The sequence below is a fragment of the Macellibacteroides sp. genome, from assembly GCF_050251695.1.
GTDB classification, from domain to species: domain Bacteria; phylum Bacteroidota; class Bacteroidia; order Bacteroidales; family Tannerellaceae; genus Macellibacteroides; species Macellibacteroides fermentans.
On the sequence record NZ_JBFWMI010000054.1, the window covers coordinates 1 to 24,594 of the forward strand.

14 protein-coding genes are annotated in these 24,594 nt (G+C 46.5%); 3 read left to right on the forward strand and 11 right to left on the reverse strand.

Annotated features, from left to right (window positions below; all coding sequences use genetic code 11):
• The 11 genes from AB7E53_RS09345 to gltB all read right to left on the reverse strand — a co-directional run.
• A partial coding sequence (locus AB7E53_RS09345) for an NAD(+) synthase (protein WP_446775327.1) occupies nt 1-1,874 on the reverse strand: 1,874 nt, incomplete at its 3' end.
• Nucleotides 1,875-2,072: 198 nt separating this feature from the next.
• The gene (locus AB7E53_RS09350; RefSeq protein ID WP_079682770.1) at nt 2,073-4,259 is read right to left on the reverse strand and encodes a glutamine synthetase III family protein; all 2,187 of its coding nucleotides are present in this window, start codon (nt 4,257-4,259) and stop codon (nt 2,073-2,075) included.
• A 27-nt stretch (nt 4,260-4,286) separates the two neighbouring features.
• Nucleotides 4,287-5,321: an aspartate--ammonia ligase gene (gene asnA, locus AB7E53_RS09355; RefSeq protein ID WP_179399204.1), complete on the reverse strand. Its 1,035-nt coding sequence runs from the start codon at nt 5,319-5,321 to the stop codon at nt 4,287-4,289.
• An 83-nt stretch (nt 5,322-5,404) separates the two neighbouring features.
• The gene (locus tag AB7E53_RS09360) at nt 5,405-6,670 is read right to left on the reverse strand and encodes an ammonium transporter (protein WP_446775329.1); all 1,266 of its coding nucleotides are present in this window, start codon (nt 6,668-6,670) and stop codon (nt 5,405-5,407) included.
• A 36-nt stretch (nt 6,671-6,706) separates the two neighbouring features.
• On the reverse strand, nt 6,707-7,063 hold the full coding sequence (locus AB7E53_RS09365; protein WP_446775331.1) for a P-II family nitrogen regulator: 357 nt from the start codon (nt 7,061-7,063) through the stop codon (nt 6,707-6,709).
• A 149-nt stretch (nt 7,064-7,212) separates the two neighbouring features.
• A complete protein-coding gene (locus AB7E53_RS09370; protein WP_446775333.1) occupies nt 7,213-7,923 on the reverse strand; it encodes a hypothetical protein in 711 nt (236 codons plus the stop codon).
• Between the two features lie 53 nt (nt 7,924-7,976).
• Complete coding sequence (locus AB7E53_RS09375) at nt 7,977-9,206, reverse strand: LL-diaminopimelate aminotransferase (protein WP_446775335.1); 1,230 nt, start codon at nt 9,204-9,206, stop codon at nt 7,977-7,979.
• A gap of 47 nt (nt 9,207-9,253) precedes the next feature.
• Nucleotides 9,254-10,096, reverse strand: coding sequence for a diaminopimelate epimerase (gene dapF / locus AB7E53_RS09380; RefSeq protein ID WP_079682766.1), 843 nt, complete (start codon nt 10,094-10,096; stop codon nt 9,254-9,256).
• A 317-nt stretch (nt 10,097-10,413) separates the two neighbouring features.
• Complete coding sequence (asnB, locus tag AB7E53_RS09385; protein ID WP_068185726.1) at nt 10,414-12,078, reverse strand: asparagine synthase B; 1,665 nt, start codon at nt 12,076-12,078, stop codon at nt 10,414-10,416.
• 13 nt (nt 12,079-12,091) lie between these two features.
• On the reverse strand, nt 12,092-13,501 hold the full coding sequence (locus AB7E53_RS09390; protein ID WP_446775337.1) for a glutamate synthase subunit beta: 1,410 nt from the start codon (nt 13,499-13,501) through the stop codon (nt 12,092-12,094).
• 43 nt (nt 13,502-13,544) lie between these two features.
• A complete protein-coding gene (gltB, locus tag AB7E53_RS09395) occupies nt 13,545-18,056 on the reverse strand; it encodes a glutamate synthase large subunit (RefSeq protein WP_446775339.1) in 4,512 nt (1,503 codons plus the stop codon).
• Nucleotides 18,057-18,422: 366 nt separating this feature from the next.
• Here gltB and AB7E53_RS09400 point away from each other — a divergent pair, with 366 nt between their 5' ends.
• From AB7E53_RS09400 to carB, 3 genes are all read left to right on the forward strand, one after another.
• Nucleotides 18,423-20,297 (forward strand): amidophosphoribosyltransferase, encoded by a 1,875-nt coding sequence (locus AB7E53_RS09400; protein ID WP_446775341.1) that lies wholly within the window; start codon nt 18,423-18,425, stop codon nt 20,295-20,297.
• A gap of 15 nt (nt 20,298-20,312) precedes the next feature.
• Entirely contained in the window at nt 20,313-21,386 is a 1,074-nt protein-coding gene (carA, locus tag AB7E53_RS09405) for a glutamine-hydrolyzing carbamoyl-phosphate synthase small subunit (protein WP_446775342.1), read from the forward strand.
• A gap of 29 nt (nt 21,387-21,415) precedes the next feature.
• The coding region (carB, locus tag AB7E53_RS09410) for a carbamoyl-phosphate synthase (glutamine-hydrolyzing) large subunit (RefSeq protein ID WP_446775344.1) at nt 21,416-24,594 on the forward strand (3,179 nt) is incomplete at its 3' end.

Here is a 24,594-nt window from a genome sequence, read left to right on the forward strand (position 1 = left end):
GGCATGCGCCAGTCGCCACGGGGCGAAAGACTTACAGAGCCAACCTTGGGTCCGTCGGGCAGGCAGCTGCGCTTAAACTGCTGCATAAAAAAGCGGCGGAAGAAGGTGTGCAGCCATTTTTTCAGCACTGCACGGCTGTATTTAGTTCCGAATGCATTCTCGGCCAGGTAAAAAATCTTGGAGGGAGTGGCTCCGAAACGAAGGAAATGATAAAGGAAGAAGTCGTGCAACTCGTAGGGGCCTACCAAATCTTCCGTTTTCTGTTTGATGTTACCGTTTTCATCCGCGGGAATCAGTTCCGGACTGATGGGAGTGTCGGCAATATCAAGTAAGGTACGCTTCGATTGCTCGTCAACCCGGTAATTGGCCACCCATTCCACCAACGAACGAACCAGTGTTTTGGGGATGCTTCCATTAACCCCATACATAGACATATGGTCGCCGTTATAGGTTGCCCACCCGAGAGCCAGTTCGGACAGGTCGCCTGTACCGATCACCAGACCGTTTTCCTTGTTGGCAATATCCATCAATAGCTGCGTACGTTCGCGGGCCTGACTGTTTTCGTAGGTTATGTCGTGTACCGAAGCATCGTGACCTATGTCTTCAAAATGTTGCAGGCAGGCAGCTTTAATGGAAACTTCGCGGGAGGTAATCCCCAGCGAATCCATCAAATCGAGGGCATTCTGATAGGTGCGGTCGGTGGTCCCGAAGCCGGGCATGGTGATACCCAGTATATTTTTGCGCGAAAGTCCCAGTACATCGAATGTTTTTACGCAGACAAGCAATGCCAGGGTGGAATCAAGTCCCCCCGAAATTCCCACAACAACCTTCTGCGTATGGGTATGCAACACCCGTTTGGCCAGTCCGGATACCTGAATGTCGAATATCTCCTCGCAACGTTCGGTCAGCGCCGCGCCTTCCGGCACAAACGGATGAGGATCTATCGTACGTGTAAGTGTACCCTCTACCGATGTCGCATCAAAGGGAATACGTACCGCTTCGGCAAAAAGCATTCCCTCCAACCCCTTGCTGAAGCCGGTGTTAACCTGGCGGTCGTGCTCCAGATTGTCGATATCTATTTCTGATATTATAAGCTGTTCATCTTGTTCGAACCGTTTGGAGGCAGCCAGAAGCGATCCATTCTCTGCAATCAGGGCGTTACCGGCAAATACCAGGTCGGTCGTAGACTCGCCGAACCCCGCGGATGCATAAACATATCCGCTGATGCAGCGGGCCGACTGCTGACAAATAAGATTTCTCAGGTAGTTGTTCTTCCCGATCAGTTCGTTGCTGGCAGAGAGGTTCACGATAACATTGGCTCCCAACATGGCTAAAACCGAGCTGGGGGGAACAGGAACCCACAGGTCTTCACATAGCTCGATGCCCACAGTAAGGTTGCCGGTCTCGAACAACAGATTGCCGCCCATAGGGTAGGAGGCGTTGCCGATGCGTATTGTATCCAGTTTGAGGTCCGAAGCCGACGAGAACCACCGTTGTTCCTGAAATTCTTTGTAATTGGGGAGGTATGTTTTAGGTACAACACCCAGTATCTTTCCCTGCTGAAACACCACCGCAGCATTGATAAGTCTGTTTTCCGTGCGAAGCGGCATCCCTACAACGGCAAGAACCGGCAGGTCTCTTGTGGAATGAACCAGTTCGGCGAGGGCTTTTTCCGCTTGGTCGAGCAGCAGCTTTCCACTAAACAAATCCATACAGGTGTAGGCGGTTACGGATAATTCCGGGAAAGCCACAAGCTGGGCACCCGCCTCCGAAGCCTTTAGCATCAGTGCTTGTATTTGCGTTATATTGTAGTTGCAATCCGCCACACGCACACCGGGTATTGCTGCAGCCACCTTAGTAAAACCGTGTTTCATACAAATAAAATTAGTACTTATTTTATGTATCCAGATACAAATGTACGAGATAATCTTTTATTTACCACGACATACAGGTAAAATGTCTGGAGGTTACTCCGGTTGATCCGTAAAACAAAGAAAGGGAAATCTCTATCACAGAGACTTCCCTTCGACGCAAACACAAAACAATCAACAAAAAACTAACATTTAGTTGCGTTATCTAATGAATAAAAGCTCGCGATATTTTGGCAACGTCCACATCTGGTCGTCTACTACCAATTCGAGTTTATCAATATGGTAACGTATCTCTTCCAACATAGGTACGATCTGATCGTGGTAAGCAATTGCTTTAGAACGTTCGCACTCAATCTTGTTGGCTACTTTACGTGCTTCAACCATGGCATCCACCTTCTCTTTGATAAAGATCGTACGGTTGGCAATATCTTCAATAATCTCGATGTTCTTAGACGATAACAATTGAGCTTTGTCGCCGGGGAACAGGTCTTTCATCTTATATACATTGTCGATAAGCGAAGACTGATATTTGGTTGCCATCGGAATGATATGATTCATGGCAAGGTCGCCCAATACACGTGCCTCGATCTGAATCTTTTTTGTATACATCTCCCATTTCACTTCGTTACGGGCGATAAGCTCTTTCTCAGTCATAACCCCTGTAGCTTCAAACATCTTGATGCTGCTTTCAGTAAGGTATGCATCGAAGATTACCGGAACGCTGGTCTCGCAATCCAATCCACGGGCCATAGCCTCTTTTTTCCACTCGTCGCTGTAACCGTTTCCATCAAAGATGATGGCCTTGCATGCTTGAGCATCTTTGCGGATTACCTCCAGGATGGCGGCAAATTTCTCAGTACCGGCAGCTATTTTTGCATCTACCTCTTCTTTGAATTTAGCCAGCTGATGTGCTACGGCGGCGTTAAGGGCCAACATGGCGCTTGCGCAGTTTGCCGACGAACCTACGGCGCGGAACTCAAAGCGGTTACCTGTAAAGGCAAAAGGAGAGGTACGGTTACGGTCGGTGTTGTCAATCAACAGTTCGGGAATCTGACCGATATCCAGTTTCAATCCCTGTTTTCCGGCTAGGTTAAAGTCTTCCGGCTTGCTGTTGATTAGGTGATCCAATACCTGCGAAAGCTGACTTCCTAGGAAGCTGGAGATAATTGCAGGAGGTGCCTCGTTGGCTCCCAGACGGTGCGCGTTGGTTGCTGATGAGATACTTGCTTTAAGCAGAGCATTATGATCGTATACTGCTTTCAGTACGTTTACAACGAAAGTAACGAAACGTAGGTTTTCGGTTGTATTCTTACCCGGACCCATCAGCAGGATGCCTGTATCTGTACCAAGTGACCAGTTGTTGTGTTTTCCGGAACCGTTAACCCCCTTGAAAGGCTTCTCGTGTAGCAATACACGGAATCCATGGGCACGGGCGATCTTACGCATAAGCGACATAAGAAGCAGGTTATGGTCGTTGGCCAGGTTACATTCTTCGTAAATAGGAGCCAACTCAAACTGGTTGGGAGCAACCTCGTTGTGACGGGTTTTAACCGGAATACCCAGTTTCAAACTTTCTATTTCAAGATCCTGCATGAAAGCTGCCACACGGGTGGGGATAGCACCAAAGTAATGGTCTTCCAACTGCTGGTTTTTAGAGCTTTCGTGACCCATCAGGGTACGACCGGTAAGTAACAGGTCGGGACGGGCGGCATACAAGCCTTCGTCAACCAAAAAGTATTCCTGTTCCCAGCCAAGGTAAGCAACCACCTTCTTAACCTCGGGGTTGAAGTAGTTACATACTGCGGTGGCCGACTTATTAACTGCTTCCAGGGCTTTGATAAGCGGAGCCTTATAGTCTAGCGATTCGCCGGTGTATGCGATAAAGATAGTTGGGATACACAATGTGTCGCCAACAATGAAAGCAGGCGATGAAGGATCCCATGCAGAGTAACCTCTGGCTTCAAATGTGTTACGGATTCCACCGTTGGGGAAGCTTGAGGCATCCGGTTCCTGCTGGATAAGCAGTTTGCCAGAAAACTCTTCAATCATTCCACCCTTACCGTCGTGTTCCACAAAAGCATCGTGCTTTTCGGCTGTACCTTCTGTAAGCGGATGAAACCAGTGCGTATAGTGAGTAACACCCATTTCGAGTGCCCATTTCTTCATTCCGGCAGCAACAGCATCAGCTACTTCTCTTCCAAGAGGCGCACCGTTGTCTATGGAGTTTACCAATTGCTGATAGGTTTTCTCGGGCAGGTATTTAAACATCTTAGCCCGGTTAAAAACCAGTGAACCATAATACTCTGAAGGTCTTTCCTTCGGTAACTGTACGTTTACGGCTTTCTTCTTGAAAGCATCTTCTACTACGTGAAATCTTAATTTTGACATGATATCTAGCTGTTGATGTAATGGATGTTATAGTAAAAATATATTGTTTTTATAGCATAAGTCGAATTGCTCTTCGGGCCAAATGGAGGCTTGTACCTCGCCGATATGGGCTTTCTTAAGGAAGAACATACAAAGACGCGACTGTCCGATACCTCCGCCTATGGATAAAGGCAGTTTGCCATCCAGCAGGGCTTTGTGGAATTCCAGCTCTTTGCGCTCCGGACAACCACTTAGGTCTAGTTGTTTAATTAGGGCCTCTTTGTCTACGCGGATTCCCATGGATGAAAGCTCAAAAGCACAACCTAACACTTCGTTCCATAAAATGATGTCGCCGTTCAATCCCTGGAATCCATCGCTGTTGAGCGAGCTCCAGTCGTCGTAATCCGGTGCACGTCCGTCGTGCTTCTCGCCGTTGGTAAGCTGTGCTCCGATACCGATTACAAAGATGGCTCCAAACTTTTCGGCCGCTTTGTTCTCGCGTTCGCGGGGGGTAAGCTCCGGGTACATCAGTTGAAGCTCTTCGGAGTGTATAAAGGTTATATTTTCTGGCAAAGCAGGTGTGATGTGAGGATACTGGTCGTATACCATCACTTCAATTTCTTTTAATAGTGTATAGATCTGGCGAACGGTCTTCTTCAGATAACCCAGGTTGCGGTCTTCTTCGCGGATGGTACGTTCCCAGTCCCATTGATCCACATACAGTGAATGCAGGTTATCCAGCTCTTCGTCGCTGCGGATTGCATTCATGTCTGTGTATAAGCCATATCCGGCTGGAATGCCGTAGGCTCCTAATTTCATACGTTTCCATTTGGCAAGCGAGTGTACAACTTCCGCTTTGCGGTCGCCCATACATTTGATAGGAAATGTTACGGCGCGTTCAACTCCGTTCAGGTCGTCGTTAATACCGGTTCCCGATAAAACGAACAGTGGAGCCGTGATACGGCGAAGATTGAGTGTCTTCGATAATTTTTCCTGAAAGCAAACTTTCAAAAGCTGGATTGCCTGCTCGGTAGTCTCCGGCAAAAGCTTCTGCTTGTAATTTGATGGAATGATAAGTGGCATAATTCTTTTTGTTTTTGTTTTGTTGATTATTATTGTGTATTTCCGGCTTCTGCTTCTTCAACCAGAAGCCGGAAGATTTTGAGTTAACTGTTATAAGCGGTTTCACCATGTTCGTAAATATCCAAGCCCTCTTCTTCAATACGAGGAGTAACCCTTAATCCATGAACCATGTCAAGTACTTTAAATACTACAAATCCCATTCCTGCAGCCCAAATTCCAATAACTAAGGCTCCAAAAAATTGAGCAAGCAATAGACCTGTACCTCCGCCATAGAATAATCCGGCTTCGGAAGCAAATAATCCGGTAAGGACTGTACCAAAGAAGCCACATACACCATGAACAGATGAAGCACCTACAGGATCATCAATTTTAAGTACTTTGTCAATGAATTCAACAGCAAATATCATAATTGTACCGCAAATGGCTCCAATTATAGCAGCTCCAACCGGAGTAACTAAATCGCATCCTGCTGTTATTCCTACCAATCCGGCCAATATACCGTTCAATGTTAATGACAGAGAAGGTTTTTTATATTTAACCCAGCCTACAATTAGAGAGAATAAACCTCCTGTACATGCTGCTAAATTAGTTGTAAGAAATACATGTGAAATGGCAATTCTGTTTGCTTCACCTGAAGCCGCTAATTGCGAGCCCGGGTTAAATCCAAACCAACCAAACCATAAAATAAATACTCCTAATGCTGCCAAAGTTAAATTGTGGCCAGGTATTGCTTTTGATTTTTTATCTTTACCATATTTCCCAATACGCGGACCTAAAATGGCAGCTCCTACAAGTGCAATCCATCCTCCTACGGAGTGAACAATGGTTGAGCCTGCAAAATCATGAAATGTAGCACCAAAGGTTGACATCATAAAGCTATCGGCATCGCCGTTCATCAGCCATCCTCCACCCCAGGTCCAATGACCGGAAACCGGATAAATAAAAACGCTGATACATATTGTATATGCAAGATACATTGAGAATTTTGTGCGTTCTGCCATAGCTCCAGATACGATCGTGGCAGCCGTTGCACAGAATACGGTTTGAAATATCAGAAATCCTTCAACAGGAAGGGAAGTTTCATAGAAACTAAGATCAAAAAGATGCGGGTTTCCAAAAAATGAACCTGCTCCAAACATAATTCCAAAACCAACTGCCCAAAATAAACATGACCCGATCATAAAGTCAAGTAAGTTTTTCATCAGGATATTTGCTGCATTTTTCTGACGTGTAAATCCCGCCTCAACCAAGGCAAACCCAGGTTGCATGAAAAATACAAGCATTGCGGCCAATAGCATCCATACGGTATCCAGCGATAGAGCCAGATCTGTTATAGTAAGTGTATCCATAATTTTCGTCTGTTTTATTTCATTGAAAGTTTTTTATTATATCTCTTTTTCTGCGTTGTAAAGGGCAATGTCGCCTCTTTCTCCTGTGCGAATGCGAATGGAATCTTCAACTGGGATTATAAAAATACGCCCGTCTCCAATTTCTCCGGTTTGAGCAGCTCCAATAATGGCAGCAACCGTTTTTTCAACATTTTTGTCACGCACAACAATTGATACTAAAATTCTTTCAATACAACTTGTGTCATATGCTACCCCACGGTAGATCCGACCTTGACGAGCTTTACCTATACCTCGTACGTCATAATAAGAAAACCATTCGATATCGGCTTCAAGAAGAGCTTCTTTAACATCTTCGAATTTTGTCTTACGGATAATTGCTTCAATCTTTCTCATACCTTACTTTTTTACATTGTTCTTCTTAGATAAAGGCAGTATAGAGAGGTTGACCGCAAGGCTGGTTGCGGCATAACATTCTATAAAATCAATAAACACGGCCAACCTCCTATACATTCCTTTATTTTAACAGATAATTTAATCACGTATCATAAGCTTACTCCAAATACCAGAAATACATTGTCCCTGTTGGGAGCCACGATGGCCTGGGCAAATACCGGTAGTGAAAAACTATCACTGAACCTGATGCTTTTGGATGCCTTGACCGATAGGGTTGAAAGGGCAAAGCCATCCTTTCCTTCCTTGTGATACATTCCTGTCCAAGGTGATACACCGATGGATGTGGTAACATCTACATCAGACACCTTAAACCCGTATCCTGCTTCTATGTAAGTGGAATATTGCTGATCTCCTTCAGCATTTTTGTCGCCATCCATCCCAAACATGGTATTCCAGTTTATGTAAAGTGGCAGACTTTCGCCAAAATTGTAACCTACTGTTCCTTCAAAAAAGTGATTCGCTGAATAATTTCCGTATTGGTTTCCTTCGCCGGCCCACCAGTAATCGGTGACAGCCAGCGTGAGCCCTCCTGTTGTGTACCCCAGCGTAAGGTCGAATTCCTTAGCTGTGGTGTTAAAATCTGTCGATCCCCAAGCTGTAAGCGATAATCCGGCATAGGATGCCTTCACACAGGGTTGAACAGATGCACTAGTCTGATAAACGCCTCTCCATACATAGCTACTTACGATATCGGCTGCTGGTGTTATCTCAAATTTGCTCTTTTCCTGAGCAAAGCATGAGCATGTCACGCAAGTTGCCGCAAACATGGTCAAGAATTGATTTAAAGTAAATGTTTTCATATTGTTTACTCTTTAAAACGAATAACTATCAACAGAGGGCGCCTCTCTTCAAATTATATCAGCCATTTTTTAAGCCTGGCCATAGCCTCCAGGGTATTATCCCTGTCACCGAAAGCTGTGAGACGAAGGTAACCTTCGCCACTGGGACCAAATCCAACGCCTGGTGTACCCACAATGCTTACTTCGTAAAGCATTTTTTCGAAGAATTTCCAGGAAGTGAGTCCTTTCGGAGTTTTAATCCACAGGTAAGGGGCATTATCGCCACCATACACCTTAAGTCCGCACTGCTGTAAACCCTCTTTCATGATACGGGCGTTGGTCATATAATAATTAATAATCTCTTTCACCTGCTCTTTACCTTCAGGCGAATAAACAGCTTCTGCTGCTCGTTGAGTGATGTAATTAGTTCCATTAAATTTTGTACATTGCCGGCGGTTCCATAGCTTGTTAAGCTGTACGCGCTCTCCTTCCAATGTAAATCCGTTCAGTTCTTTAGGTACAACGGTATATCCGCATCGCATTCCTGTGAAACCGGCCGTTTTTGAAAAACTTCTGAACTCGATGGCCACCTTCTTTGCCCCTTTGATCTCGTAAATAGAGTGGGGGATGTCCGGATCCTGTATATAGGCTTCGTAAGCTGCATCGAATAGAATGAGCGTATCGTTGGCCAATGCATAGTTTACCCATCTTTTCAGTTCGTCTTTGGTTAGTGTTGTTCCGGTTGGGTTATTGGGATAGCAGAGATATAAAATATCCACTCTCCTGGATGGTAACTCCGGAATAAAATCATTTTCGGCAAGGCAGGGTATATACACAATATTGCTCCATTTGCCAGATTCAAGATTGCCTGCCCTTGCACCCATTACGTTCGAGTCAATGTAAACCGGGTAAACCGGATCGGTAACTCCAACGCTGTTGTCATGACGAAGAATATCCCCGATATTTCCGGTATCACTTTTAGCTCCGTCACTGATAAAAATTTCACTTGGTTCCAGCGAGATCCCTCTGCTGGTAAAATCATTTTTTAAAATGGTGTCAATCAGAAAAGAATAGCCTTGTTCGGGGCCATATCCTCTGAAAGTTTCCTGTACAGCCATTTCATCAACCGCTTTATGCATCGCTTCAATAATGGCTGGAGCCAGAGGTTGTGTTACATCACCTATTCCAAGGCGGATAATTTTTTCTTTCGGATGAGTAACCTTGTATGTATTTACCTTTTTCGCTATATCCGAAAAAAGGTAATTACCCGGTAACTTCAGAAAATGTTCATTAACAAGTGCCATACTTCTCCGTTTTTGTTGTTGTTCTTCTTGTTGTGTCATGCTTTTAATCAGAGGCTTAATTCGCCTTCATAAACTTTGACGGCGTCGCCCGTCATAAATACTTTTTGTGTTGCAGAATCCCATTTGATGGTTAATGGACCACCATCCATAACTATTTTTACTTCCCGGTCTGTCTTTTGGTTTATTACGGCGGCAACGGCGGTAGCACAGGCGCCTGTACCACAGGCGGAAGTAATACCCGAACCTCTTTCCCATACCCGCATCCGCACCTCTTTCTTGCTGATAATCTGTGCAAACTCTACATTTACCCGTTGTGGGAAGTAGGGATGATATTCAAAGAGCGGCCCTATTTTGGCAAGATCGATCTCTTCAACCGCATCCACAAAGATTACCAAATGCGGATTTCCCATGGAAACGGCTGTACCCTTGAATGTGTAATTGCCGGCAGATACTGCCTGATATACCAGGATGTCTTTGCTGCCGTCTGCCAGTGTAACCTCTTCCAGCTTCGGGTTACCCATATCTACGGTAACTTCGGTTACGATACCATCCTGTACAGAAAGAAAGAGCTCTTTGATTCCGGAAAGTGTTTCAAGGGTGAGGACTGTTTTCTTTGTAAGCCCCTCTTCGAAGACATACTTTCCTATGCAGCGTGATGCATTTCCACACATCATGGCCTCCGAGCCATCTGCATTAAAAATGCGCATACTGAAATCGGCAACCGATGATGAACCAATTAAAACCAAACCGTCCGACCCGATGCCTGTGCGGTAGCAGCTCCACTTCTTAGCGAAACTTTCCGGATCTTCTATGGTATACTTCAACGTGTTGACGTATATATAGTCGTTACCCGCTCCATGCATCTTTGTAAACTTAATCCGGTTTGTCATATTGTTCTTTATATATTGTTTATACTTACCTTTTGTTTTGTTATAATGCAAATATACGTCGTAATGTTATATCTTCAATGTTTTTTGTTTGTTTTATGTAAAAAATATTGTTAATCTTTTGTATTGATTTTATAGGTATATCAAAACTTGCAAATTGTAAGTTAGACCATGGTCTGAATTACATATTGATATATTGTCTCTCATTCCGTTTCCCAGAGTTTATCTTTTTTTGCGGAACAAAAAAACCGGACCCGATAGATACTGTTGTTTTTACAGTATCAAATCGAATCCGGATTGAATATAAATAGAGTGTTAAATTAGTATGAGTCGGCATGAACACCTTTAACGGCACGCCCCGACGGATCATTCAGATTGCTGAATGATGAGTCCCAGGCCAATGCCTCCGGAGTGCTACAGGCTACCGATGGAACGGAAGGAACGGAACGGGCTGCCGAAGATGATGGAAAATGCTCTTCAAAGATAGTCCGGTAATAGTATTCCTCTTTGTTCTGAGGCGTATTGATGGGGAATCGTTTCGCTGCATGAGCCATGGCCTGGTCGGTTACCGCCTGGGATGTTACTTTCTTAAGCGTATCTATCCAATTGTAACCCACTCCGTCCGAAAATTGCTCTTTCTGTCGCCAGGCGATCTCCTGCGGTAACATGTCGGAAAAGGCTTCCCGAAGAATCTTTTTCTCGATAACTTTACCGGGAGCCATTTTTGCTGCCGGGTTGATGCGCATGGCTACATCCAGAAATTCCTTATCCAGAAAAGGGACACGTCCTTCCACTCCCCAGGCACTAAGCGATTTGTTGGCACGCAGACAATCATACAGATGTAGCTTGCTCAATTTACGGATCGTCTCCTCGTGGAAGGCGGCTGCATTGGGCGCTTTATGAAAATAGAGGTAACCACCAAACACCTCGTCGGCTCCTTCACCCGAAAGCACCATTTTGATACCCATGGACTTTATCACACGGGCAAGCAGATACATGGGAGTAGAGGCTCTTACGGTGGTAACGTCGTAGGTTTCAATATTGTAGATTACATCGCGAATTGCATCCAGACCTTCCTGTACGGTGTAATTGATTTCATGGTGTACCGTGCCGATATGATCGGCTACCTTTTTGGCAGCAGCCAGGTCGGGTGCCCCTTTCAATCCAACGGCAAAGGAGTGGAGCTGAGGCCACCAGGCATCCGATTGACTATCGGTTTCGATACGTTTGGCTGCATATTTTTTCGCTACAGCCGAAATGATAGACGAATCCAGTCCGCCGGACAGTAAAACGCCGTAAGGCACATCACTCATCAGCTGTCTTTGAACGGCAGCTTCCATAGCTTCCCGCAGCTCGTTTACATCCGCATCGTTGTTTTTAACGGTTTCATAATCCAGCCACTCACGGGTATACCAGCGTGTAGGTTCGGCATCTTCGCTGTAATAGTAATGTCCCGGCAAGAAAGGCTCATAGTGGGCACATACCCCTTCCAGCGCCTTCAGTTCCGAAGCCACCATCAAGTGCCCCTGATCGTCGTAACCCATATAAAGAGGAATTACCCCAATAGGGTCACGTGCAATAAGAAAGGTGTCTTGCCGGGCATCGTACAGAGCAAAAGCAAAAATACCGTTCAGATCTTCCAGAAAGTCGATTCCTTTCTTCTGGTACAGAGCAAGAATCACCTCACAATCGGAACCTGTCTGAAATTCATATTCGTCTTTAAGCGCCGCCCGGATTTCCCGGTGATTGTAAATCTCGCCGTTAACACAAAGGATGATATTTCCCTCCTTGTTTTTAAGCGGTTGTCCACCCGACTGCGGATCTACTATGGAGAGTCTCTCGTGGGCCAGAATAGCATGCTCTTCGGCATAAATTCCAGACCAGTCGGGTCCCCGGTGACGAATACGTTTCGACATTTTCAACGCTTGCTTACGTAAAGCTTCCGATTGAGATTCAATATTGAATATTGCTACTATACCACACATACGATTTCTTTTTTTATATTATTGACGATAGGTAAGAGTCGATCGCCTTTGCCGTATCACGGCCTGCAGCCATCGCCTTTACCACCAAACTTGCTCCGGTAGTGGCGTCTCCGCAAGCAAACACATTGGATGCACTGCTTTTGAAAGACTTATCTACGATGATATTTTTACGATTGTCGGTGGCAAGATTAGACGATTTGATAAGTCCCTCCTGTACGGGATGAACAAATCCCATGGCCAAAAATACCAGATCAGCCTCGATAATCTCTTTTTTGCCTGTCGGTTGCATCTGCACACGGCCATCTTCGCCCTTAGTCCAGATAACCTCTTCTACTTCAACCCCTTTTAATACACCTTTTTCTCCTATAAAGCGGCAGCTGGTAAGATTCCATCTCCGTTCGCATCCCTCTTCGTGCGAACTGGATGTTTTCAGTACCTGCGGATACATGGATGGCCAGGGAGTTGTTGGATTATATCCTACAGGCGGTTTATCCAGAATCTCAATCTGAGTGATTTTGATAGCCTTCTGGCGGTTGGCAGTCCCAACACAGTCCGATCCGGTATCGCCCCCTCCAATTACTAATACTTTCTTTCCTTTTGCATTGATCAGCGTTTCTGGAGCAACCGGAATACTTTCCAGCAGCCGGTTCTGTTGCGCCAGATACTCCATAGCGAAATGAATCCCTTTCAGCTTTCGACCTTCGATGGGCAGATCCCTAGGAACCTCCGCGCCAATAGCTATACAATATGCATCAAAACCTTCGGGCAATGTATCCACCTGAACCCCGGTTTTAAAGATCACTCCCTCTTCCTTCATCAGGTCGATACGGCGTTCCACAATGTTCTTGGCAAGCTTGAAGTTCGGTATGCCGTACCGAAGCAATCCTCCGGCCATTTCATTTTTCTCGAATACCGTTACCGTATACCCTTTGCGGTTCAGTCGGTTTGCTGCAGTTAATCCGGCAGGCCCGGAACCTATAACCGCTACTTTCTTGCCGTTACGTACAGGCGTATGCACTTTGATATATCCCTCCTGAAAGGCCCTTTCGGCAATGGACACTTCGTTTTCGCGGATGGTTACCGGTTCGTTGGCACTTAGTTTGAGTACACAGCTTTTCTCGCAGGGAGCCGGACATATCCTGCCGGTGAACTCCGGAAAGTCGCAAGTAGACTCAAGCACCTGATAGGCCTCTTTCCATTTGCCCGTATATATTAAATGTTGCCATTCGGGTTGTTTGTTGCCAAGGGGACAAGCCCAGTGGCAGAAAGGTACACCGCAGTCCATGCAGCGCGAGGCTTGTTTCATCCGGTCGCTAGTGTTCAGGGTCTGCTCTACCTCTCCAAAATCATTGATGCGGTCGTGTACAGGTCTGTAACCTGCCTCTTTTCTATTTATTGTAAGAAATGCTTTAGGATTTCCCATTGTCTTGATCTTTTAAACGTTACTAACTAATTGACTACACGGATTAATAATCACGTTGCATATCTGCAATTTTACGTTGCAGCTTCTTCATCTGCTCTTCCTGAAGTACCTTCTTGTATTCGATAGGCACAATCTGGATGAACTGATCCACATATTTACTCCATGAATCCAACATGGTCTTAGCCAGTTTACTGCCGGTATAGTAGTAATGCATGCGGATTAACTCGTGCAATTCCTTGCGGTAACTGTTTTCTTCAATTAAAGAAAGCTCTACCATCTCCATGTTGCAGAAGTAATCGAAATCGTTGTTCTGATTCCATACGTAAGCAACACCACCACTCATCCCTGCGGCAAAGTTCCGTCCGGTGCTACCCAGTACAACTACCCGTCCACCGGTCATATATTCGCAGCAATGATCGCCTACTCCTTCTACAACGGCAATGGCTCCCGAGTTTCTTACGCAGAAACGTTCGCCTACCCGTCCATTAATAAACACTTGTCCGGATGTAGCACCATAAAGCAAGGTATTGCCTGCAATGGTGTTTTCTTCTGCAATAAAGGTTGAACGGATCGGAGGCATAACCGAAATACGGCCGCCGCTCAGACCTTTACCCAGGTAATCGTTTGCTTCGCCCTCCAGCTTGAAGTGTACACCGTGTGCCAGAAAAGCTCCGAAACTCTGTCCGGCAGATCCCTTGAACTTGATGTTCAGCGTATCTTCAGGAAGTCCATCGTTTCCGTATTTAGAAGCAATTACTCCCGATAACATGGCACCCACGCTGCGGTCTGTATTGGCAATGGTATAATCCAGCGAGATCTCTTTAAGCGACTCGATAGCCGGCATGGCATGCTGGATAATCTCCTTGTCCTTCACTGTTTCGATGTTGTGATCCTGACAGCTGCAATGGTGGATGGCTGTGGCTGATGCCTGCTCCGGCAGATGCAGCAACCTTGAGAAATTAAGGGTGTTGAATTTCTTATTAGAGTACGACGCTCTGCGTACGATCAGATCCGTGCGACCGATAATATCATCCAGTTTGGTGAATCCCATTTCGGCCAGGTGTTCGCGAACCTCTTCAGCCAGGTAGTTGAAGAAGTTGACAAGGTATTCATATTTACCAAGAAAACGTTTTCTAAGCTCGGCATCTTGTGTGGCAACACCCACCGGACAAGTGTTTAGATGGCATTTGCGCATCATTACACATCCCAGCACAATGAGCGCTGAGGTTGCGAAGCCATACTCTTCGGCTCCCAGCATAGCCATCATTACGATGTCGCGACCGGTTTTAATCTGACCGTCGGTCTGCAAAGTAACCTGACCTCTCAGACCGTTAATAACAAGGGTCTGCTGTGTTTCACTTAGTCCGATTTCGGGTGGTAGACCTGCGTAACGGATCGAGCTTGACGGACTGGCACCGGTTCCTCCTTCGGCTCCGGATATTACAATACGGTCGGCTTTAGCCTTGGCAACCCCCGCAGCAATGGTCCCTACACCACTTTCCGATACAAGCTTAACGCTGATTTCGGCTCTGGGGTTCACATTTTTAAGATCGAAGATAAGCTGTGCAAGATCTTCGATCGAGTAAATATCGTGGTGGGGAGGAGGAGAAATAAGGGAGATACCCGGTATGGAGTGACGTGTACGGGCAATCACATCGTCTACCTTGTAACCCGGAAGCTGCCCCCCTTCACCGGGCTTGGCACCCTGTGCGATCTTAATCTGTATCTCGTCTGCATTAACCAGGTATTCGGTGGTAACCCCAAAACGTCCCGAAGCCACCTGCTTGATAGCCGAACGAAGGGATAGTCCGTTTTCCAGCGGAGCGAATCTGGCAGCATCTTCACCACCTTCGCCGGTGTTGCTTCTGCCCTTGATCACGTTCATGGCCAATGCCATGGTTTCGTGCGCCTCCTTACTGATTGAACCATAGCTCATGGCACCTGTAACAAACCGTTTCATGATGTTAGCAGCAGGTTCTACCTGATCGATGGAGATCGGGTTGCGTTTAAATTCGAGGAAATCGCGTACAAAGATGGGCTCTTCCTTCTCGTCCACTATCTTCGAGTATTCTTTAAATTTCTTATAACTTCCCAGGCGGGTGGCAAGCTGTAACGTCGAAATCGTTTCCGGATTCCACGCATGTTTCTCCCCGTCGGTACGGTAACTATATATACCCTTGTTAGGCAATAGCTCGTCTACTTCACCCTGGAAGGCCTCTTTATGCATGGCTGCCGTGTCTTCGGCAATCTCATCCAGTCCGATACCTCCGATAGCCGAGGTGGTACCCCCGAAGTAGGTGCGGGTAAGCTCTTCCGACAAACCTACGGCTTCAAACAATTTGGCGCCGCGGTAGCTTCGAATGGTCGAGATCCCCATTTTACTCATAATTTTGAATAATCCTTTGCAGATGGATTTAATATAGTTTTTCTCTGCTGTTTCGTAATTCAGCTGAATTTCCTGTTTCTTTACCAAATCATCCAGTACGGCAAAAGCCATGTAAGGATTGATGGCGCTTGCACCGTAACCAAGCAACAGCGCTGCATGCATTACTTCGCGCACTTCGCCGGATTCCACAATCAGGGCTGTCTGTACACGCTTCTGTACAGAAACCAGGTGATGATGAATGGCCGAAAGGGCCAGCAAAGAGGGAATAGGAGCAAATTTGGCATCCACATTCTTATCGGATAATATAATGTAGTTCACCCCTTGTCGTACGGATTGTTCTGCCTCTTTGCAGAGTTTTGCAATAGCTTCGTGAAGACCTTCTTTTCCTTTGGATACCTCATAAAGCATCGGTAATTTAAGGGAGTTGAACCCTTTGTAGCGGATGTTGCACAGAATATCCAGTTGGGTGTTGCTCAGTATCGGGTAATTGAGCTTCACCATCTTGCAATGCATCTCGTCGGGGACCAATATATTGTTTCCCACTGCGCCGATGTATTCATCCAAACTCATCACCAGCTCTTCACGTATCGGATCGATAGGGGGGTTGGTAACCTGAGCGAATTGTTGCCGGAAATAGTTGAAAAGCAGCTGAGGTTTGGATGAAAGCACCGCCAGCGGCGTATCGTTACCCATAGAAGATACAGGTTCCGCCCCCGAGGAAGCCATGGGGATGATGATCCGTTCGATATCTTCGCCCGAAAAGTTGAACGTGCGAAGTAAACGTTCGTAGTTGGGTACCTTGTTTTCCACCTTACGTCCCGATTTCAACTCATCCAGCTCAACGCGGTTGTTGGTAAGCCAGGTACGGTATGGTTTTGCTTCGGCCAACTGTTTTTTAAGTTCGCCGTCGTAATAGATCTCACCCTTTTGAGTGTCCACCAACAGAATCTTACCCGGCTGAAGACGACCTTTTTCCTTGATCTGATTTGCTTCAAAATCCATTACTCCCACTTCGGAAGCTACCACCATCATATCGTCTTTGGTAATCAGATAACGGGCCGGACGTAAACCGTTACGGTCCAGCATTCCTCCGGCATAGCGGCCATCCGAGAAAAGCAGGGCGGCGGGACCATCCCATGGTTCCATTAAAATACTATGGTATTCGTAGAATGCTTTCAGATCTTCCGAAATCGGGTTCTTCTCGTTGAAACTTTCGGGAACCAACATAGACATGGCATGAGGCAGACTCATACCCGATGCAACCAAAAATTCAAGTACATTATCTAATGAAGCACTGTCGCTCATCCCCGGTTGGATAATGGGGCAGATGTCTTCTATATTGCCTAGTTCCGGCGAGTTCAACACGCTTTCGCGTGCCTCCATCCATCCCCGGTTTCCGCGTACGGTGTTGATCTCGCCGTTGTGCGCCAGCAGACGGAAAGGCTGCGCCAGACTCCAGGTTGGGAATGTATTTGTACTGAAGCGCGAATGTACCAGCGCCAGACCACTTGTAAAATAACTGTTGGTAAGGTCCGGGAAATAGTGTCGCAATTGCATGGACGACAACATACCTTTATATATGATACTACGTGTAGACAGCGATACGATGTAAAAATCTTGTCTGATTTCGGCATTGGTCTGTCTTATCTTCTTCTCTACACGCTTGCGGATCAGGTAAAGCTTCTTCTCCAGAAGAGCCTGATCGTTACAACCGGTTACAAAAATCTGACGGATGTCCGGTTCGGTAGATAGTGCATCTGTTCCCAAGATAGACGAGTTAACAGGCACTTTACGCAGATGCATCAATGTTAGACCTTCCTTTTCAATCTCTTCAATCAGGATACTAAGAATTACATCCTGTAATTTGCTTTCCTTCGGTAAGAAAAGAAGTCCTGTTCCGTACTTTCCCTTTTCGGGAACCGGAATACCTTGCAGCAAAATAAATTCATGAGGTATCTGAAGCAGGATACCAGCGCCATCACCGGTTTTGTTATCCGCCCCCTCTGCTCCGCGGTGTTGCATGTTCTCCAAAACCTTCAGCGCAGACTCAACAATTTCATGTGATTTGCCTCCGTGGATATTGACCAACATTCCTACTCCGCAAGCATCGTGTTCGTACGAGAAGTTGTATAGGCCCTTCTCATTGTTAAAAAGACTTCTTTCTTTCATTATTGTTGACCTTATGTTTGTGTTTATCTTATTTTCGTAATCATTCTGATTCGCAAATATAGAATATATATTTCATAATGTAAATAATGAAGATTGATTTGATACGGTTAAATTCACCTGTTTTTGCCTTTAAGTGATAAATGTTTGTTTTTAGAGCTATATATATTACATATTTAAACTAAAAAACCACCTAAATGTATCTATTTGAAATTATATCTAATTGTATTTAATAATAAAGATTAATTAACTATTTGCACTCAAATAAGAATAATTCGATGAAAGTGTCATTTATTTTCCTGAAAAAATTGTCATAATGTAATACAATCTAAGTATCTTTGCAGCGGGAATTAAACAAGACAAAATCAGATGGAACAACTTAAACACGAGTGTGGCGTAGCCATGGTCCGTTTATTAAAGCCTTTAGAGTATTATCACAATAAATACGGTAGCTGGATGTATGGGCTTAACAAGCTCTATTTGTTGATGGAAAAGCAGCATAACCGTGGACAGGAGGGCGCGGGGCTGGCATGCGTAAAGTTAGAAGCCCACACCGGAGAAGAATATATGTTCAGGGAAAGAGCGATGGGAACCGGAGCCATTACCGAAATCTTTGATGCAGTATACCGCAATTATAAAGATATTTCCCCTCAGGAACTCAACGATCCACTCTACGCTAAAAGCCGGCTTCCCTTTGCCGGAGAATTATATTTAGGTCACCTTCGCTACAGTACAACCGGTAAATCCGGAATATCATATATACATCCTTTTTTACGCCGCAACAACTGGAGAGCAAAAAATCTTGCCTTATGCGGTAACTTCAATCTTACAAACGTCGATACTATATTTGAGGAAATTACCTCGATCGGTCAGCATCCCCGTAAATATTCTGACACCTACATCATGTTGGAACAGATGGGACATCGCCTTGACCGCGAAATAGAACGTTTGTATCAGCAATACGAGAAAGAGGGATTGAGAGGCATGGATATCACACATGCCATTGAAGAGCATGTAGATCTATCCAATATGCTCAGGAAATGCAGTCCCCAGTGGGATGGAGGTTACGTGATCTGTGGACTTACCGGAAGCGGCGAGGCCTTCAGTGTACGCGATCCCTGGGGTATTCGTCCGGCCTTCTATTATGCCGACGACGAGATTGTTGTGCTGGCTTCGGAACGCCCGGTTATTCAGACCGTGATGAACGTGCAACTGGACGATGTAAAAGAGCTCGACCCAGGACAGGCACTGCTGGTAAACAAAAAGGGAGAGTGGCGCACAGCAACCATCATGGAACCCAAGGAACGCAAAGCATGCTCGTTCGAGCGGATTTACTTTTCGCGGGGTAGTGATGCCGATATCTATAAAGAAAGGAAGAGTTTGGGCCATAACCTGGTAGGATCTATTCTCAAGGCCGTAAATTACGACCTGAAGCATACCGTCTTTTCCTTTATTCCCAATACCGCCGAGGTAGCCTACTACGGCATGCTGGAAGGGGTAAATGAATACCTCAACCACCGGAAGATGGAGCGGATCTCGCAGGCACAGGAACTCTCGGCCGACGAGCTGAAGGATATCCTCTCCATGTCGGTACGAACCGAGAAAGTAGCGATCAAAGATATAAAACTACGTACCTTTATTGCCGAAGGCAACACCCGTAACGACCTTGCAGCGCACGTATACGATATAACATACGGAAGTCTGAATCCCAACGAAGACAACCTGGTGGTGATAGACGACAGTATAGTAAGGGGTACAACCCTGCGCCAAAGTATCATCGGTATACTGGACCGCCTGCATCCCAAGAAAATCGTGGTGGTGTCTTCCTCTCCGCAGGTACGTTATCCCGATTATTACGGTATCGATATGTCCAAAATGAAGGAATTCATTGCCTTCCGTGCAGCCATCGAACTACTGCGTGAGCGAGGCATGGAAAACCTGATAATGGAAACCTACACCAAGGCAAAGGAACAACAGCAAAAAACGGACGGAGTTTTGGTAAACTACGTGAAGGATATCTATGCTCCCTTTACCAACGAAGAAATTTCGGCCAAGATTGCAGAAATTCTTACCCCAAAGGGAACCCGTGCTGCCGTAGAAATTGTTTATCAGGATATAGAAGGTCTGCATGCCTCTTGCCCCAATCACAAAGGCGACTGGTATTTTTCGGGAGATTATCCCACACCCGGCGGTACACGTCTGGTAAATCAGGCTTACATTAATTATATTGAAGGAGAAATTTGATTTATTACAACCGATATGCAACAACAAAGAACTGTACAATTGCTGCTGGACGATGGAAGTGTTTTTCACGGAAAATCATTTGGCTATGAAAAGGCTACGGCCGGCGAAGTAGTATTCAACACCGCCATGACAGGCTATCCGGAGAGTCTTACCGACCCGTCGTATTCCGGACAGCTTATGGTGCTGACCTATCCTTTGGTAGGGAATTACGGGGTTCCTCCCCGTACGTTCGAAGCAAACGGACTGGCAACCTTTATGGAAAGTGAAAAAATCCATGCGGAAGCCATTATCGTATCAGACTACTCCTTCGAATACAGTCACTGGAATGCAGTGGAAAGTCTGGGTAGCTGGCTGAAAGATGAGAAGGTAGCCGGAATCTATGGGATAGATACCCGCGAGCTGACTAAACTATTGCGCGAAAAGGGCTCAATGAAGGGGAAAATTGTGTTCGATGCTGCAGACGAAATCGATTTTGTTGACCCCAACCTTATCAACCAGGTAGACATCGTAAGCTGCAAGGAGGTGATTACCTACGGTAACGGCGCGAAAAAAGTGGTGCTGGTAGACTGCGGGGTGAAGCATAACATTATCCGTTGCTTGCTGAAGCGAGACGTAACGGTGATACGCGTACCCTGGAATTACGACTTTACCAACATGGAGTACGACGGATTATTTATCAGTAACGGTCCGGGCGACCCTGATACCTGCGAGGCTGCGGTGATAAACATACGTAAAGCCATGGAACGTAATACACCCATCTGCGGTATCTGCATGGGTAATCAACTATTGGCAAAGGCAGGAGGCGCCTCCATCTACAAATTAAAATACGGACATCGTAGTCACAACCAACCCGTTCGGATGGTAGGTACGGAGCGATGCTTCATCACCAGTCAGAATCACGGTTACGCCGTAGACAATTCCACTCTGGGATCCGATTGGGAACCTCTGTTCATCAACATGAACGATGGCACCAACGAAGGAATCAAGCATAAGACCAAACCCTATTTCTCTGCACAGTTTCATCCCGAAGCATGCAGCGGACCTACGGATACGGAATTCCTTTTTGATAAATTTGTAGAATTGCTTTAACAGGCTTAAAAATTAGACACATGAACGAAATAAAAGACAAGATAAAGAAAGTCCTGGTTCTCGGTTCAGGCGCACTGAAGATTGGAGAAGCCGGTGAATTTGACTACTCCGGTTCACAAGCGCTGAAAGCGATTCGGGAAGAAGGCATTCATACAGTTCTTATCAATCCGAACATTGCCACAGTTCAGACATCAGAAGGGGTAGCCGATCAAATCTATTTTTTGCCGGTAACTCCTTTTTTTGTGGAAAAGGTAATCGCCAAGGAACGTCCGGATGGTATATTACTCGCTTTTGGTGGTCAGACTGCGCTTAACTGCGGGGTGGCACTTTACCAGAGCGGTGTACTGGAAAAATACAATGTACAGGTGCTGGGTACTCCGGTTCAAGCTATCATGGATACCGAAGACCGCGAACTCTTTGTACAGAAACTGAATGAGATCGATGTTAAGACCATTCAGAGCGAAGCGGTCGAAAACATGGAAGATGCCCGTCGTGCCGCACGCGAACTGGGTTACCCGGTTATCATACGCGCCGCCTATGCTTTAGGAGGATTGGGCAGCGGATTCTGCGACAACGAAGACGAGCTGGATAAGCTGGTTGAAAAGGCCTTCTCATTCTCACCCCAGGTATTGGTGGAGAAGAGTCTCAAAGGCTGGAAAGAGGTTGAATACGAAGTGGTACGCGACCGTTTCGACAACTGTATTACGGTTTGTAATATGGAAAACTTCGACCCCCTGGGAATCCATACCGGCGAAAGTATCGTTATCGCTCCTTCCCAGACACTTACCAATGCCGAATATCATAAACTGCGCGAACTGGCTATCCGTATCATCCGCCACATCGGTATCGTGGGCGAATGTAACGTACAGTACGCCTTCGACCCCTATTCGGAAGATTACCGGGTAATCGAGGTGAATGCCCGTCTGAGCCGCTCTTCGGCCCTGGCTTCCAAAGCAACCGGTTATCCTTTGGCCTTTGTGGCTGCCAAACTGGGATTGGGATACGGACTATTCGATCTTAAGAACTCGGTAACCAAAACAACGTCGGCCTTCTTCGAACCGGCCCTCGACTATGTGGTATGTAAGATTCCGCGCTGGGACCTTGGTAAGTTCCACGGTGTTTCCCGCGAGTTGGGCAGCAGCATGAAGTCGGTAGGAGAGGTGATGGCCATCGGCCGTACCTTCGAGGAGTCCCTGCAGAAAGGTCTTCGTATGATTGGCGCCGGTATGCACGGGTTTGTAGAGAACAAGGAACTTGTGATAGATGATATAGACAAATCGCTGAACGAACCAACCGATACCCGTATCTTTGTGATAAGCAAGGCTTTCCGCAAAGGATACACCATCGATCAGATTCACGATCTTACTAAGATAGACCGCTGGTTCCTACAGAAATTATATGGCATTATTCAGACAGCCAACGAGCTTGAGAGTCACTCCGAAATTACCGAAGTGTCTGATCAGCTGCTGCTGCACGCCAAACAACAAGGCTTCTCTGACTTCCAGCTGGCGCGCGCCCTTTACAAGGATAGCATGACCGATGTGGAGAAGTCGATGCTGAAGATCCGTCAGAACCGCAAATTCCGCGGCATTGTTCCGGTGGTGAAACAGATCGATACGCTGGCGGCCGAATATCCGGCACAGACCAATTACCTGTACCTTACCTACAACGGAACAACCAACGATGTGGGCTACCTGGGCGACCACCGCTCAATCGTGGTACTGGGTTCCGGAGCCTACCGTATCGGTAGCTCGGTGGAATTCGACTGGTGTGGTGTAAACGCGCTCAATACCATCCGTAAGGAGGGCTGGCGTTCGGTTATGATCAACTACAACCCCGAAACGGTAAGTACCGACTATGATATGTGCGACCGCCTTTACTTCGACGAACTTACCTTCGAACGGGTGATGGATATCCTCGAACTTGAAAATCCACACGGAGTGGTGCTTTCAACAGGCGGACAGATCCCTAATAACCTGGCCATGCGCCTGGACGAACAGCGGGTTAACATCCTGGGAACCTCGGCCAAGAGCATCGATAATGCAGAAGACCGTCACAAGTTCTCGGCCATGCTCGACCGTCTCGGAATCGATCAGCCACGATGGAAAGAACTTTCTTCGCTGGACGATATAGATACCTTCGTGGCCGAAGTGGGATTCCCCGTATTGGTAAGACCTTCGTACGTACTTTCGGGTGCAGCCATGAACGTATGCTCCAACGACGACGAGCTGAAGCGCTTCCTGCAGCTGGCAGCCAACGTGTCGAAGAAACATCCGGTGGTGGTAAGTCAGTTTATCGAGCACGCCAAAGAGGTGGAGCTGGATGCTGTAGCCAAAGACGGCGAGATCATGTTATATGCCATCAGCGAACACATCGAGTTTGCCGGAGTACACTCGGGCGACGCTACGATTCAGTTCCCGGCCCAGAAATTATATGCCGAAACCCTGCGACGCGTGAAACGCATCAGCAAGCAGATCGCTCACGAATTGAACATATCGGGACCCTTCAATATCCAGTTCCTTGCCAAAGGAAACGACATCAAGGTAATTGAATGTAACCTGCGTGCTTCGCGAAGCTTCCCGTTTGTAAGCAAGGTGCTTAAGATAAACTTCATCGAACTGGCAACGAAGATTATGCTGGGTATCCCCGTGCAGAAACCTTCCAAAACCGACTTCGACCTCGATTATGTAGGTATCAAGGCTTCGCAATTCTCCTTCTCGCGCTTGCAGAAGGCAGACCCGGTACTGGGTGTAGATATGGCTTCAACCGGTGAGGTGGGTTGTATAGCCGACGATTCTTCGGAAGCTATCCTCAAGTCCATGCTTTCGGTAGGATACCGCATCCCTAAAAAGAATATCCTGCTGTCTACCGGTAATGCCAAACAGAAGGTGGATATGCTGGATGCCGCCCGCTTGCTGGAGCTTAACGGCTATAACCTGTACGCTACCGGAGGTACCTACAAGATGCTTGCCGAAAACGGTATCGAGGTTTCACGGGTGTTCTGGCCAAGCGAAGAGGGAGAGCCTCAGGCACTGGATATGCTCCGTAAGAAGCAGATCGATTTCGTGGTGAACATTCCAAAGAACCTTTCACCGGGCGAGCTTACCAACGGATACAAGATTCGTCGCGCTGCCATCGACCTGAACATTCCGCTTATCACCAATGCGCGTCTGGCCTCTGCCTTCATCACCGCATTCTGTACCTTAAG